Source organism: Synechococcus sp. CCY 9618, from assembly GCF_019038415.1.
GTDB lineage: Bacteria > Cyanobacteriota > Cyanobacteriia > PCC-6307 > Cyanobiaceae > Cyanobium.
Map to the genome: position 1 here is coordinate 41,872 of NZ_JAFKRG010000014.1, position 13,803 is coordinate 55,674.

A 13,803-nucleotide genomic window follows, 5' to 3' on the forward strand; every position below is an offset into this window, starting at 1 on the left:
CGGCCGGTCCACTGGCCGGCGCAGTGGCGTGGCAGCATGCGGCCTGAGGCCCCTTGGGCGTGCAGATCACCTTCCTGGGAACCAGTTCCGGCGTTCCCACCCGCGCCCGCAACGTCTCCGCCGTGGCCCTGCGCCTGCCCCAGCGGGCCGAGCTCTGGCTGTTCGACTGCGGCGAGGGCACCCAGCACCAGTTCCTGCGCAGCGACCTGCGGGTGTCCCAGCTGCGCCGCATCTTCGTCACCCACATGCACGGCGACCACGTCTTCGGTCTGCCGGGCCTGCTGGCCAGCCTGGGCCTGGCGGGCAGCTGCGGCGGCATCGATCTCTACGGGCCCGATCCCCTGCGCGACTATCTGGAGGGGGTGATGCGCACCTCCTCCACCCGCATCGGCTACCCCCTGCGCACCCATCGGGTGCGGGAGGCGGCGGCCTCGGGCCGTGTGCTGCTCGACGACGATGACCTCACGGTGCGCTGTGCGCCGCTCACCCACCGGGTGCCGGCCTATGCCTACCGGGTGGATCAGAAGGAGCGACCCGGGCGCTTCGACGTGGCCCAGGCCCGGGCCCTGGGCATCCCTCCCGGACCGATCTATGCCGAGCTGAAGGCCGGCCACTGCGTCACCCTCGACGATGGCCGGGTGATCCGCGGCGAGGCCCTGTGCGGACCGCCCCGGCCGGGTTGCAGCGTCGTCTACTGCACCGACACGGTGTTCAGCGAGGCGGCGGTGGCGCTGGCACAGGGGGCCGACCTGCTCATCCACGAATCCACCTTCTCCCACGGGGAGGCGGACCTGGCCATCGCCCGCCAGCACTCCACCAGCACCATGGCCGCCCAGACGGCCCTGGAGGCCGGGGTGAAGCGGCTGGCACTCACCCACCTGAGCCCCCGCTACGTGGCCGGCAATTCCATGACCCCCGACGACCTGGTGGCCGAAGCCCGCGCCATCTTTCCCGAGACGATCGTGGCGAAGGACTTCCTCAGCCTTGAGGTTGGGGCGGCCGGCTGAGCCTGCAACAGTTCGCGTGATTCCGTTCCGGCGGACCCGTCGCCCGTGATACAAGATCTCAGTTGCGGTCCAACCGCCATTACGCCGGCTTCTCCCATGGCCCCCCTCTTTCGCTCAGCCGCCCCCTGTTCAGCCGTCTGCCGCTCCGCTGTCCGTGCCGTCGCCCGGATCCTGCTGATCCTGCCCCTGGCCCTGCTGGTCTGCTTCGCGGGCCCTGCGGCTGCAGCCCAGTGGAGCGCCGAAGACCTCACGGTGCCGGTCTCTGCCGACGGCACCCTGGTGACCTTCAGCGAGAAGGAGATCAAGACCGGCCGCAAGCTCTTCAACGACAGCTGCGGCACCTGCCATGCCGGCGGCATCACCAAGACCAACCAGAACGTGGGCCTGGATCCTGAAACCCTCGCCCTGGCAACGCCTGCCCGGGATTCGGTGGAGTCTCTGGTGGACTACATGAAGGACCCCACCTCCTACGACGGCGAATACAGCATCTCCGACATCCACCCCAGCATGCGCAGCAGCGACGTGTTCGTGAAGATGCGGGATCTGGACGACGAGGACCTGCGCCTGATCGCGGGCTACATCCTGGTGGCCCCCAAGGTTCAGGGCATCCAGTGGGGCGGAGGCAAGGTCTACTTCTGAAGCCCGCGCCTGCATCCCACCCGCCGGCGGCCCTCGGGTCGCCGGTTTTTTCATGGCTGCGCGCCGGCCGTTCAGGGCGTCGGAGCGGCGGCAGGGGGGGCCAGGTTGCCCGGCTCCATGGAGGCCGGCAGCTTGCTGTACCACCACTCCTGCAGGGCGGGAGCCAGCCGCTGGGGGAACAGGGTGATCACGGTGCGGGTGGGCCTGGCCCCGGGCTGGAGCAGCTCCACGGCGTAGGAGGGGCAGCGTCGGGCGGCCAGGTCGGCCACGAAGCGACGGCCGACCCGGCGCCAGCTGGGCTCCTTGCTGCGCCAGGCGAGCCGGCAGCAGGGCCAGGGCAGCTCCTCCCGGTCGAACAGGCGGCAGCACGGCCCCAGCACCCGGTAGCTGTACTGGCCGCCGGGGCTGGGATGCTCGCTGCCGGAGGTCAGCACGCTGTCCACCTGGAGTGACATGAAAAAGCCACCCCGGGGGGTGGCGGAGAAGGACAGGAGGTTTCCGGGCCCTCCCCTCCGCAGGGGAGAGAAAACCCGTGGAGCTCAGTAGAGCTCTTCTTCGGTGTGGGTCTTGATGGTGACGTCGGAGGTGGGGTAGGCCACGCAGGTGAGCACGAAGCCGGCTTCGATCTGGTCGTCGTCGAGGAAGCTCTGATCCGACTGGTCAACGGTGCCGGAGGTCAGCTTGCCGGCGCAGGTGGAACAGGCGCCCGCGCGGCAGGAGTAGGGCAGGTCGATGCCCTGCTCTTCTGCGGCGTCGAGGATGTACTGGTCGTCAGGAACCTCGATGGTCTTGTTCAGGCCCTCGCTCTCGTTGACGAGGGTGACCTTGTAGGAAGCCATGGAAGAGATTGGAGCTCACAGACACCCGGCAGCCAGGGCCTGTAGGACTCGCCCTTCCTACATCCGCCGGGGGGCATTCCCGGCGATCTGGGCCCCGCAGGCCGGGAAGCCCAATCAAAGCCAGGACACACATCAGCGTGCCTTATGCAACATCCGGTGCTGTCCGGATCCGCAGCAGGGCCCAGCGATCCTGCTCGATCCGCTGCTCCACTTGCCAGCCCGCGACGTTGAGATCCCTTTCCAGAGCTGGGGCCTGATCCACCAGCAGGCCGCTGAGCAGGCCCACCCCCCCGGGCGCCAGCAGGCGAACAAAGCAGGGGAGGAGCGCCTCGATCACCGGCGCCAGGATGTTGCAGAGCAGCAGATCCGCGGCCTGCCCCCCCAGCAGCTCCGCCAGCGCCTCCGCCGAGCCCTGGCGGACCGTCAGGGGCGTGGGGCCCTCTCCACCCTCCACGGGGCCCCCGAGGCCGTTCAGGGCGGCGTTCTCCCGGGTGGCACGCTCCGCCAGCGGATCGATGTCGGCGGCCGCCACCGTGGCTGCCCCCAGGCGCAGGGCCGCCAGCCCCAGGATGCCGCTGCCGCAGCCCAGATCGGCCACCCGCAGGCCCTGCAGTCCCGTCCCGCGGCCCGTTGCCTCCCGCTCCTCTGCCAGGGCCTCCAAAGCTTCCATGCAGAGCCGGGTGGTGGGGTGGCTGCCGGTGCCGAAGGCACTGCCCGGGTCGATGCGGATCACCAGGCGCCCAGCGTGCTCCTCGGGCACCGCCAGCCAGGCCGGCAGCACCAGCAGCCGCTGGCCCACCGGATCGGCCCGCCAGTGGCTCTTCCAGCTCAGGCTCCAGTCCTCATCGTCCTGCCGCTGCCAGCGGATCGGCGGCAGGGCCAGGCCGAAGGGCTCCCCCAGGGGCCCGAGGGCCCGCTCCAGTTGCTCCCGCTCCCTTGCGGGCCAGTCGCTCTCCGGCAGCCAGGCCAGCAGCAGGCGGCGTTCCGGTGCCTCGGGGGGATGCTGCAGGGCGACCCGGCTGACCCCCAGCAGGGGCAGCTTCCAGAGCAGGGATTCCTCCAGTTCGGCCGGTGCGGCCATTTCCAGCCGCCACCAGCCCAGGCCCATCAGAGGGTGACCGGATGGGCGGCCTGGATGCCGTTGATGGCATGGATCGCCGCCAGCAGGCTGGGGGGGATCGGATCGTCGACGCTGAGCACCATCACCGCATCCCCCCGCACGATGCGTCGCCCCACCTGCATCGAGGCGATGTTGACGTTGTGCTCGCCGAGCAGGGAACCCAGCTGGCCGATGATGCCGGGCATGTCCCGGTGGCGGGTGAAGAGCATGTGACGGCTGGGCGTCACGTTCACCGGGAATTCGTCGATCGTGGTGATGCGCAGTTCCCCGTCGGTGAACACCGCGCCGGTGACGCTGTGGTTGCCCCGGGGGCTGCGGGAGCTGAGCTGGAGGGAACCGCCGGCGAAATCACGGCTGGCGTCGTCTTTCACCTCAAGCACGTGGATGCCCCGCTCCTTCGCCTCCAGGGTGGCGTTGACGTAGTTGATGCTGTCCCCCAGGGCGGTGGACAGGATGCCCTTGAGGGCGGCCACCACCAGGGGCTGGGCCGGATGGGAGGCGAACTCCCCCTGCAGCCGCACTTCCAGTTCGCTGATCTGGCCGCCGGCCAGCTGGCTGAGCAGCAGGCCAAGGGTCTCGGCCAGCTGCAGGTGGGGCTTGAGCTGCTCCATCACCTCGGCGGTCAGGCCGGGGATGTTGACGGCGCTGCGGGCCGGCAGGCCCAGCAGCACGTCGCGGATCTGTTCGGCCACGTCGATGGCCACGTTCTCCTGGGCTTCCTCGGTGGAGGCCCCCAGGTGGGGGGTGAGGATCAGCCGCTCCTTCACTGCGCGCAGGGGCGAATCGGCCGCCAGGGGCTCCCGGGCATACACATCCAGGGCGGCCCCGGCGATGACCCGGTTCTCCACCGCATCGGCCAGGGCCTGCTCGTCGATGATGCCGCCGCGGGCGCAGTTCACCAGCCGGGCCGTGGGCTTCATGGTGGCCAGCAGCTCCGCATTCACCAGGTTCTCGGTGTCGGGGGTGCGGGGCAGGTGCAGGCTGACGTAGTCAGCCTCGGCGAACAGCTGGGCCAGGGGCAGCAGCCGCACCTGCAGCAGCTGGGCCCGCTCGGCGGAGATGAAGGGGTCGTAGGCGGCCACGTCCATGCCCAGGGCCCGGGCGACCCGGGCCACGTGGGAGCCGATCTTGCCGAGACCCACCACCCCCAGGATCTTCTTGTAGAGCTCGTTGCCCACGTAGGTCTTGCGGTCCCAGCCGCCGGCGATCGTGCTGGTGTGGGCGTGAGGCACGTGCCGCGAGAGGGAGAGCATCAGCGCCAGGGCGTGCTCGGCGGCGGCGATGGTGTTGCCTTCCGGGGAATTGACCACGATCACGCCGCGGCGGGTGGCGGCGGGCACATCGACGTTGTCGACCCCCACACCGGCCCGGCCGATGATGCGCAGATGGCTGGCGGCCTCGATCACTTCCCCGGTCACCTGGGTGCCGGAGCGGACCATCAGGGCGTCGTAGTCGCCGATGCATCCCACCAGCTGCTCCGGGCTGAGGCCCGTGCGCACGTCCACCTGGGCCACCTGGGAGAGGATGTCGATCCCCGCCTGGTCAATGGGATCGGAGACCAGAACCTTCGTCATGTCCGGCAGCGGTACGGGGGGCGGGGGGTACGCCCCAGGGGGGCAGGCCGGAGGTGCAGTGTAGAGAGCGGTGTGATGGCAGGTTCATGTCCCTGAGCGTGGTGGTCGTGCTGGACGACCGGGAGCGGCTGCACGAGCTGCGGGATCGGTTGCAGGCCCTGCAGCCGGCCCTGACCCGGGTGCTGGCCATCGGCAGCGGCGAGGCCTCCCTCACGGATGTCGATCGGCTGAATCCGGCCGCGGCCCGGCGCCAGCGCCAGCGGTCGCTGGTGCGCTGGCTGCTGCCCTTCGGCTTCTTAGCCGGGCTCACCTTCACCCAGATCACCGACCTGCACACGTTCAGCTTCGCCGGTCCCCTGGGAGAGCCCCTGATCGGCGGCCTGCTGGGCATGGGCTCCGGCTGGATGGGCAGCTTCGCCGCCGCCGCCAGCGTCAGCTCCGAGGAGGACGACCGGATCCGCATCCTGCGCAACCGGCTGGAGGAGGGCTGCTGGCTGCTGCTGGTGGAAGCGCCCGTGGGCCGCGAGATTCCCTGGACGACCCTGCAGCAGTCCCGGCCGAAGGCGGTCGTGCGCCTCGACGACACCTGAGGCCCGCCCCGATGCTGCCGCGTCGCGAACTTCTGGAGGGAAGCCGCCACCCCGAGGACCTGGAGCGTCTCCTGGTCCTGGCCGAAACAGCGCTGCGCACCTGGGAGCCCCAGGCCAGCGGCTTTCTGGCCGGGGCGGTGCGGGAGGAGGCGGAAACCCGGCTGGGCGGCCTCAGCGAGCTGACCCTGGCCAGCGAGGGCGGCCATCCGGCGGCCGAGCGTCGCTGCCTGCTGCTGGCCCGGGCAGGGGCGGAGCCGGCCGTTCCTGCGTTGATGGGGCTGGAGATCAGCGGCAATTTCCTCTTCGATCCCGCCACCGCCGCCGACATGGTGGAGGGTCTGGCACGGGCCGGGGCCGGCGAGGGGGAGCGGGGGGACCTGTGGCTGCGGGGGGATCGGGGTGCCCAGGCCATCGTCACGGCGGCCCTGGCCGCCCGGCTGGACGGGATCGAGGGAATGGTGCGGACGGTGCCGGTGCGCTTCGAGGCCCGCCCCATCGATGAGCTGCAGCTGCCCGCCCAGCGCAAGCCCCGGCTGCTGACCACGGTGGAAGCCTCCTTGCGGCTGGATGCCCTGGCGTCCGCCGGCTTCGGTCTGTCACGCAACCGCATGGCGGCCCTGATCCGCCAGGGGGTCGTGCGCATCGACTGGAAGGTGGTCACCAGCCCCAGCCGGGAGCTGGCGGTGGGCTCACGGATCCAGCTGGTTGACCGGGGCGAGCTGGTGCTGCTGGCGATCGATCCCACCAAGCGGGAGCGGTTCCGGATCCGGATGGAGCGCCACTGAGGGGCTGCTCGGAGGCCCCGGAGGTCGGCGGCGGGGGCAAGTTGACAGGGGGGAAGGCCGGCGAGTAGGAAAAGCGCTGTGGATAAGGGGTCTGCTCCATCGGACCCCGTCATGCTGATGGCGCCAACCGCGGCGCAGGCGAACGAGCGGCTCGATTCCCATCGAACCGTTCTTCATCCTCTCATCTGCATTGTTCCAGCATCACGCTCCAGGATCACAGTTTCAGGATCACAGTTTCAGCTTCATCGTTATCCCAGTCACGGGCGATTAGCTCAGAGGTAGAGCACTACCTTGACACGGTAGGAGTCACTGGTTCGATTCCAGTATCGCCCATCAACTTTCGGCCCATAACGCCTATAACAATCGTTATGACGGCCGTTGGTGAGATTCACCGATCTCCTCGCTGCTACGGTCTGCCGATCGTGATCGCGAGCCTGCCAGCGTGAGCCCGACAGAGGCACCCGCAGCCCCTTCCTGCACGGTGGTGGTCGGCCTCGGTCGATCGGGTCTCGGTGCCGCCCGTCTGCTCCATGCCCGCGGCGAGACGGTGGTGGTGCTCGACAGCGGCGACACGGCGGAACTCCGCAGCCGCGCCGCCCTGCTGGCGGCCGAGGCCATACCCGTCCACCTGGGGGTGCCCCTCAGCGCCGAGGTGTTCCAGGCCCTCCCCATGCCCCCGGCTGTGGTGGTGGTGAGTCCCGGCATCCCCTGGGACCACCCGGTGCTGGAGGGCCTGCGCCAGCAGGGGGTGCAGGTGGTGGGTGAAATCGTGCCCGCCTGGCAGGCCAGCCGGGACGTGCCCTGGATCGGCATCACCGGCACCAATGGCAAGACCACCGTCACCTGCCTGGTCCACCACCTGCTGGAGCAGGCGGGCCGGGATGCGCCCATGTGCGGCAATGTCGGCGTCTCGGCGGCCGAGGTGGTGCTGCAACGGCGCCTGGAGGGCGGCCCCCGCCCGGACTGGCTGGTGGTGGAACTGAGCAGCTATCAGCTGGAGGCGGCTGCCGCCATCGCCCCCGCCATCGGCGTCTGGACCACCCTCACCCCCGATCACCTGGAGCGCCACGGCACCCTCGCCGTCTACCGGGGCATCAAGCGGCGCCTGCTGGAACACTGCCGGGTCCGCATCCTCAACGCTGACGATCCGGACCTGCGCCGCCATGCCGCCAGCTGGGATGAGGCCGACTGGGTCAGCGCCGGTCCCCGGGAGGCCCTGCCGGCGGAAGTGGATCCCTGTCTCTGGATCGATCGGGAGGGCCTGGTGCAGGGCCGCCAGGGGCCCCTGTTCCCCGCCAGCGCCCTGGCGATGCCCGGGCAGCACAATCGCCAGAACCTGCTGCTGGCTGTGGCGGTGGGCCTCCATGCGGGCCTGGAGCCGGCGGCCATGGAGGCCGCCTGCCGTTGCTTCACCGGCGTTCCCCACCGGCTGGAGCGGGTTCGTCGCCTGAACGGGGTGACCTGGTTCAACGACAGCAAGGCCACCAACTACGACGCGGCGGCGGTGGCCCTGCAGGCCTTGGAGGGGCCCCTGGTGGTGCTGGCCGGCGGCGAGTCGAAACAGGGTGATGCCCGGGCCTGGCTGGAGCTGCTCCAGGAACGGGCGGCGGTGGTGGTGCTCTACGGCGCCGCCCGGGAGGAATTCGCCGGTCTGCTGCACGCCAGCGGCTACGGCGGTGCCGTGCACAGCCTCGAAGGAATGGCGGAAGCGGTGGCGCTGGCGGCGGAACTGGCCCCCGCTGCCGGCTGCCGGGGGGTGCTGCTGTCCCCGGCCTGTGCCAGCTTCGACCAGTACACCGACTTCGAAGCCCGCGGCGAGCATTTCCGCCGGCTGGTGCTGGCACTCTGAGTCGGATCTGAGGCGAACGATCCATGGCCTGGTGGTTGATGAAGAGCGAGCCGGATGTCTACGGCATTCAGCATCTGCAGGCGGAAGGCACCACGCTGTGGGACGGCATCCGTAACTACCAGGCCCGCAACTTCATGCGCGCGATGCAGGTCGGTGATCGCGCCTTCTTCTATCACTCCAACGTCACCCCCCCCGGCATCGTCGGTCTGATGCAGGTGATCGAAACCGGGGTGGTCGACCCCAGCCAGTTCGACCCGGCCTCCAGGTACTTCGATGCGGCCGCCAGGCCTGAGGCCCCCCGCTGGGACTGCGCCCGCCTGGCCTATCGCTCCACCTTCCCCGCCATGCTCAGCCTCGATGACCTCCGGGAGCACTTCAGCGTCGAGGAGCTGGCCGTGGTGCGGCGGGGCAACCGCCTCTCGATCCTGCCGGTGAGCGATGCCGGGGCAGAGAAGATCTTCCGCCTGCTGGGGGTGGATCCGGAGGGCTGAAGGCCGCCCGTCCGCTCAGGCGGCCGGTGCCGAGAACTCCTGGTGGCCGGGGAACAGGTTGGCCAGATAGCAGCGGGTCACCCCCCGGTTGCGGATGCCGTTCTGCACCAGAAACCCCGCCAGGGCGGCCTGGAAAAGCCGGTACTGATCCCAGTTGGGGTGTCTCTCGATGAACTGGCGCATGGCCTCCAGCAGGGGTTCCGGCACCTCCGCCCGCAGGCTCACCATCGATTCAGCCCCATCCATCGGCAGGCTTCTCGGGCGGGCCATCGCGAACTCCATCCAGCAGGTGAGCCAGTTCTCCACACCGGAGCGACAACGTCAAACGCGGGGCGCTCCGGTGTCCGGTTCCTGATCCCAGCCTGAGACCGTCGGCGGGGCAAGGGTTCCTGAGGTCGCCGCGGAGCTCCCTGTCGTCAGCCGTGGGGCCGCCGGCACCTGTCAAGCCGGCGGATCCATCCTCAGTGCTTCTCCCCAGATGAGCGGAATCCCCAGCGGAGTTCCAGATCAGCCTGGGGAGAAGCGGTGCAAAACCCGGCTGCCGGCTGGGGAATCCCCAACGATCAGCAATCCTGATTCTCCTGATCATGCTCAGACAGTCTCAGACCCTCCAGGGCGGCGGCGATGGCCCTGCTGGCGGCGGAGTCCCAGGCCCCCTCAACGGCGCGGCTGCCCGGTGCAGGGGTGAGCACCAGCCGCAGCGACCAGTGGTGGCGATCGCCGCTCAGCCCCAGCCACAGGGATCCGCAGCCGCTGCCGGGGCCATCGCCGATGGGCTGCTCGAACTCCAGATCAAGGGCTTCCTCGGCCATCAGCGCCTCGGCCAGATCGCGGTGCTGGTCGACCAGCCGCATCACCCCCCGGCGCAGAACAATCAGTTCGGCGCCGCTGAGTTCGCTGGCCCAGGCCTCTCCTCCGATCAGGGCGGGGTAAGGGGACCGGGTCGGGTCGACCACCAGCCGCCACCCCTGACCGTCGCAGATCTCCACAGGCAGCGCTCAGCAGCGGCAGGAAACGGCGGGGTTTCAGCCGGGCAGCAGGTCGGGCTGGTCCTGCTCGTCGCTGAGTTCGACGATGGCCCGCTGCACCGGCTTGATCATCGAATCATCGAGCAGGCCGTCGAAATCATCGAAGCGGCGCTGCTTGGCGCGGAAAGCGATGCGAACGGTCGTCAGGTAGCGGTTGCTGGAATGACGGATGAGGCTTTCGCCCCGCTGGGCCAGCTCCTTGGCGTTGAGTTCGCTGCTCGGCATCCGGATCAGACCATGGTTGGGATGACTCTAGATCAGTCGCCCTGCCGGCTCTCCCCCGCCGGCGCGGCCTAGAAGGGGGCATCGCGTCTCTTCCTTCCGTCATCGTCCCGCCCCATGCCCGGAACCCTCGCCATCGACCTGGGCAGCACCACCACCGTGGTCGCCTGGCAGGACTCCCGGGGCCCGGCCGCTCTGCTGCCCCTGCCCCCCTACAGCTGCAGCGATCCCTGTGTGGTCCCGAGCCTGCTCTGGCTGGAGTCGCCCGATGCCGAGCGGCCGCTGATCGGCCGTCAGGTGCTGGATGCGGCCCTGGCTGACGGCGACCATCCGGGTCTGTGCCGGGATTTCAAGCGCCGCATCGGCGCCGAGGGGCCCGCGGCGGAAGGGGGCTGGCTCAGTGCCGAGCAGGCCGGATCCCTGCTGCTGGCAGGCCTGTGGCGGGCCCTGCCGGTGGAGCTGATGCCGGAGCGGCTGGTGCTCACGGCACCGATCGAGACCTACCGGGGCTACAGGGCCTGGCTGCAGCGGGCCAGCCGGGATCTGGCGGTGCCGGAGCTGGCCCTGGTGGATGAACCCACTGCCGCCGCCATCGGGGCTGGGCTCCCCCCCGGCAGCCGGGTGCTGGTGGTGGACCTGGGCGGGGGCACCATCGACCTGTCCCTGGTGGCCCTGGAGGGTGGCCAGGGGCGGGCTGCGCCGATCGCCCAGCTGCTGCGCTTCGCAGGCCGGGATCTGGCCCGCAGCGGCCAGGCCCTGCGCTGCGCCCGGGTGATCGGCAAGGCGGGGCTGGCCCTGGGCGGCCGGGACATCGATCACTGGATCGCCGCCCAGCTCTGCCCGGACATCCCGGCCGACGGGGCCCTGCTGCGCGTCGCCGAGCAGATCAAGTGCCAGCTCAGCGAGGCCCCTGAGGCCCGCCAGATCCTGGCCGGGCCAGGTTCCCTGCGGGACCTGCATCTGAGCCGGGAGGCCTTTGAGCGGCTGCTGGAGGAGCGGGGCCTGCTGCAGCAGCTCGATGGTCTGCTGGAGGCGGTGCTGGCCGCCGCCCGCCGGGAGGGTCTGGGCTTGGGCGACATCGATGCCCTGCTGCCGGTGGGGGGCAGCAGCCGGATTCCCCTGATCCGTCGCTGGCTGCAACGCCGCTGCCCGGGGGTGCCCCTGCGCGGGGAGCGGCCGGTGGAGGCCGTGGCCATGGGCGCCCTGGCTCTCACGCCCGGGGTGCGGGTGCGGGACGTGCTGGCCCGCGGCGTCTCCCTGCGCTGCTGGGACAAGCGCAGCGGCCGCCATCGCTGGCACCCCCTGTTCGTGGCCGGTCAGAGCTGGCCCACCGACCAGCCGCTGGAGCTGGTGCTGGCCTGCAGCCGCGATGGCCAGGACCAGCTCGAACTGGTGCTGGGTGAGCCCCTGCCGGAGGAGCGCTCGGAGGTGGTGTATGAGGCGGGCCTGCCGGTGCTGCGGGAGCGGCCGGCGGGGGCGGCGCCGGTGCGGCCCTGGCCCACGCCGCCGATGGCGATTCCGCTGGCCTCGCCGGGCCGGCGGGGGGTCGACCGGCTGCGGCTGCAGTTCCGCATCGATGCTGAAGCCCATCTGCTGGTGGAGATCAGCGACCTGGACACCACGGCCGGCGGGGAGACAGCCGTGACGCAGTGTCTGGGTCCGGTGCGCTGAGTGAGGCCCGCAACCGACGCGCCATGGCCGCCGATCGGCGGTGGACGCCGCCCAGGCTGCCCCTGGCATCGGGCGATGGTCACCGTGAGTGCATACAAAGGAAAGGACACGCCTCCCTTCGCTCCCCTTGGCCATCCGCCGGCACAGACTGCCCCGCTTCTGGCTGGCCATCACCCTGGGTTCGGTCGCCGCCGCCATCGGCCTGGGCTACTGGTGGGAGCGGCAGCTTCCCCGACGCCTGGAGCAGGCCGCCGCCAACGGCCGACTGGACGACTGTCTGCGCTACAGCGAGCAGCTGGCGGCCCTCAGCTGGCTGCCGGGCCGCTCCCCCCTCGATCGTGGCCGCTGTCTGCGGGCCAAGGCCGACCAGCTCTGGAGCCAGGAGAACTGGGGTGAGGCCCTGCGCCTGCAGCGCCAGGTGATCAATTCCAGGGCCGGAACCCCTTCCGACCGGGAGCGGCTGGCCCGCTGGCAGCGCCAGCTGCGCTCGCTGGCCCGGACCCGTTTCCAGGCCGGCGATCTGCAGGGGGCTCTGGCCGCCCTGGCTCCCCTGGGGGAGGCGCGCAACGACGACGGCAGTGCCCTGGGCGACGATCTCCAGGTCATCTGGAACCGCAACCGGTCGCAGATGGAGAGGGCCACCATGCTGGTGAAGCAGCAGCGCTGGTGGGAAGCGCTCGACAGCCTCAACCGCATCGACCATCCCTGGTGGCGTCAGCAGAGCGAGCCCCTGCGCCAGCAGGTGAAACAGGGCCTGGAGCAGCTGAAGGGCCAGGACCGGGAGCACGACAGCCACGGCTCTCTGCCCCATACGGTGTCCGGCGAGAAGCTGGATGCCCTGGTCCAGCGCCGCATCGCCGCGGGGATGGACGAGTGGCAGGCGTTCCAGGAGGCCTGCCGGGAGCTGGGCGGGAAGGTGGTCGAGGCGGGCCCCGAAAGCGCCTGCCAGCGCTGAAGGGGGCCCATGACAAGATGGCCGCGCAGAGCGACCCGGTGGTCATGCAGCCAGGTGATCAGGTGAGGGTGTGCAGCAGCGTGGTGGTCTACAACCATCCCCAGCACCGGGGTGAGGCCTTCGACATGGAAGGCCAGCAGGGGGAGGTGCTGAACGTCCTCAACGACTGGAAGGGACGGCCCATCAGCCCGACCCTGCCGGTGGTGGTGGTCTTCGGCAAGTTCCGGGCTCACTTCCGCGAGGATGAACTCGCCGCCCTCTGATGCCGCCCACTGAAGCCGCCGTCTGAGGGCCTCAGCCTCAGTCCCGCAGCCTCAGTCCCGCAGCCTCAGTCCCGCAGCAGGAAGACCCCCTCCTCGCCATCCACGGCCTGGAGGCAGAGCTGAATCGTCTCGTGACGGGCGGTCGGCACCACCCGACCGCAGAAATCCGGCTGGATCGGCAGTTCCCGGTGCCCCCGGTCGACCATCACCAGCAGCCGCACCCGCCGGGGGCGTCCCCAGGCCTGCAGGGCCTCCAGGGCGGCGCGCACCGTGCGTCCCGTGAAGATCACGTCGTCCACCAGCACCACCTGCCGCCCATCCACCGGCACCGGCAGCTGGGTGGCCTCCACGAGCCGGGTGCCGACCCGTTCCAGGTCGTCACGATGGAAGGTGGGATCGAGGCTGCCGTGGGCGATCGGGTGGCCGCAGATGGCCTCCAGCCTTTCGGCCAGCACCCGCGCCAGGGCCACACCCCGGGTGGGGATCCCGAGCAGCACCAGATCGCTGCTGTCGCCGGCGGCCTCCAGCACCTGGGAGGCGAGCCGGTCGAGGGTGCGGCCCAGATCCTGGGCAGAGAGCAGTTCCAGCCGGCCGCCGGGGGCCGGACCGGGGTGAGGCCTGGCCATCAAAGGGTGTGGAGTGTAACCAAAGCCTGACGCATGCCGGGGCGACGAAGGCGTTCCCTGGGGCGGGCTGTAGGTTGGCCTTGCGATGAATCGTGCAGTATTTCTCTCGGGTGACAGCAGTTCCCTCCCAGAAGCAATCCACCA

At 70.3% G+C, this 13,803-nt stretch carries 17 protein-coding genes and 1 tRNA gene; 10 read left to right on the forward strand and 8 right to left on the reverse strand.

The window, feature by feature from the left end; all coding sequences use genetic code 11:
- Positions 1-59 precede the first annotated feature (59 nt).
- Positions 60-1,007 carry a ribonuclease Z gene (gene rnz / locus KUG41_RS04520; RefSeq protein WP_216901506.1) on the forward strand — a complete coding sequence of 316 codons (948 nt, stop codon included), beginning with the start codon at positions 60-62 and terminating at the stop codon, positions 1,005-1,007.
- A 96-nt stretch (positions 1,008-1,103) separates the two neighbouring features.
- On the forward strand, positions 1,104-1,646 hold the full coding sequence (psbV, locus tag KUG41_RS04525) for a photosystem II cytochrome c-550 (protein ID WP_216901508.1): 543 nt from the start codon (positions 1,104-1,106) through the stop codon (positions 1,644-1,646).
- Between the two features lie 71 nt (positions 1,647-1,717).
- Here the strand turns inward: psbV and KUG41_RS04530 are convergent, their stop codons facing one another.
- From KUG41_RS04530 to serA, 4 genes are all read right to left on the reverse strand, one after another.
- Complete coding sequence (locus tag KUG41_RS04530) at positions 1,718-2,101, reverse strand: hypothetical protein (RefSeq protein ID WP_216901510.1); 384 nt, start codon at positions 2,099-2,101, stop codon at positions 1,718-1,720.
- An 84-nt stretch (positions 2,102-2,185) separates the two neighbouring features.
- On the reverse strand, positions 2,186-2,485 hold the full coding sequence (locus KUG41_RS04535) for a ferredoxin (protein WP_216901512.1): 300 nt from the start codon (positions 2,483-2,485) through the stop codon (positions 2,186-2,188).
- 142 nt (positions 2,486-2,627) lie between these two features.
- Positions 2,628-3,593 (reverse strand): 50S ribosomal protein L11 methyltransferase, encoded by a 966-nt coding sequence (locus KUG41_RS04540; protein ID WP_216901514.1) that lies wholly within the window; start codon positions 3,591-3,593, stop codon positions 2,628-2,630.
- Positions 3,593-5,179 carry a phosphoglycerate dehydrogenase gene (serA, locus tag KUG41_RS04545; RefSeq protein ID WP_216901515.1) on the reverse strand — a complete coding sequence of 529 codons (1,587 nt, stop codon included), beginning with the start codon at positions 5,177-5,179 and terminating at the stop codon, positions 3,593-3,595. Before serA ends, KUG41_RS04540 begins: the two co-directional genes overlap by 1 nt.
- An 86-nt stretch (positions 5,180-5,265) precedes the next feature.
- On the opposite strand from serA, the gene KUG41_RS04550 reads away from it, so the two are divergent.
- The 5 genes from KUG41_RS04550 to KUG41_RS04570 all read left to right on the forward strand — a co-directional run bounded on the left by KUG41_RS04550 (position 5,266) and on the right by KUG41_RS04570 (position 8,894).
- A complete protein-coding gene (locus KUG41_RS04550) occupies positions 5,266-5,769 on the forward strand; it encodes a hypothetical protein (RefSeq protein WP_216901516.1) in 504 nt (167 codons plus the stop codon).
- Positions 5,770-5,780: 11 nt separating this feature from the next.
- Entirely contained in the window at positions 5,781-6,554 is a 774-nt protein-coding gene (locus KUG41_RS04555; RefSeq protein ID WP_216901518.1) for a photosystem II S4 domain protein, read from the forward strand.
- Between the two features lie 261 nt (positions 6,555-6,815).
- Positions 6,816-6,887: transfer RNA gene (locus KUG41_RS04560), tRNA-Val, on the forward strand.
- A 109-nt stretch (positions 6,888-6,996) separates the two neighbouring features.
- On the forward strand, positions 6,997-8,403 hold the full coding sequence (murD, locus tag KUG41_RS04565) for a UDP-N-acetylmuramoyl-L-alanine--D-glutamate ligase (protein WP_216901527.1): 1,407 nt from the start codon (positions 6,997-6,999) through the stop codon (positions 8,401-8,403).
- Positions 8,404-8,426: 23 nt separating this feature from the next.
- Positions 8,427-8,894 (forward strand): EVE domain-containing protein, encoded by a 468-nt coding sequence (locus KUG41_RS04570; RefSeq protein ID WP_216901529.1) that lies wholly within the window; start codon positions 8,427-8,429, stop codon positions 8,892-8,894.
- 15 nt (positions 8,895-8,909) lie between these two features.
- Here KUG41_RS04570 and KUG41_RS04575 read toward each other — a convergent pair whose 3' ends face one another.
- The 3 genes from KUG41_RS04575 to KUG41_RS04585 form a co-directional block, all read right to left on the reverse strand.
- Positions 8,910-9,164: a DUF2811 domain-containing protein gene (locus KUG41_RS04575; RefSeq protein ID WP_216901531.1), complete on the reverse strand. Its 255-nt coding sequence runs from the start codon at positions 9,162-9,164 to the stop codon at positions 8,910-8,912.
- A 293-nt stretch (positions 9,165-9,457) separates the two neighbouring features.
- A complete protein-coding gene (locus KUG41_RS04580) occupies positions 9,458-9,883 on the reverse strand; it encodes a DUF1818 family protein (protein WP_216901533.1) in 426 nt (141 codons plus the stop codon).
- A 36-nt stretch (positions 9,884-9,919) separates the two neighbouring features.
- Positions 9,920-10,147: a DNA-directed RNA polymerase subunit omega gene (locus KUG41_RS04585; RefSeq protein ID WP_216901535.1), complete on the reverse strand. Its 228-nt coding sequence runs from the start codon at positions 10,145-10,147 to the stop codon at positions 9,920-9,922.
- Positions 10,148-10,261: 114 nt separating this feature from the next.
- Here KUG41_RS04585 and KUG41_RS04590 point away from each other — a divergent pair, with 114 nt between their 5' ends.
- From KUG41_RS04590 to KUG41_RS04600, 3 genes are all read left to right on the forward strand, one after another.
- Positions 10,262-11,815, forward strand: coding sequence for an Hsp70 family protein (locus KUG41_RS04590; protein ID WP_216901537.1), 1,554 nt, complete (start codon positions 10,262-10,264; stop codon positions 11,813-11,815).
- Positions 11,816-11,942: 127 nt separating this feature from the next.
- Entirely contained in the window at positions 11,943-12,770 is an 828-nt protein-coding gene (locus KUG41_RS04595) for a hypothetical protein (RefSeq protein ID WP_216901539.1), read from the forward strand.
- Between the two features lie 44 nt (positions 12,771-12,814).
- Entirely contained in the window at positions 12,815-13,033 is a 219-nt protein-coding gene (locus tag KUG41_RS04600; protein ID WP_216901541.1) for a ferredoxin-thioredoxin reductase variable chain, read from the forward strand.
- A 65-nt stretch (positions 13,034-13,098) separates the two neighbouring features.
- Here the strand turns inward: KUG41_RS04600 and pyrR are convergent, their stop codons facing one another.
- Positions 13,099-13,659 carry a bifunctional pyr operon transcriptional regulator/uracil phosphoribosyltransferase PyrR gene (gene pyrR / locus KUG41_RS04605; RefSeq protein ID WP_216901543.1) on the reverse strand — a complete coding sequence of 187 codons (561 nt, stop codon included), beginning with the start codon at positions 13,657-13,659 and terminating at the stop codon, positions 13,099-13,101.
- Between the last annotated feature and the right edge of the window lie 144 nt (positions 13,660-13,803).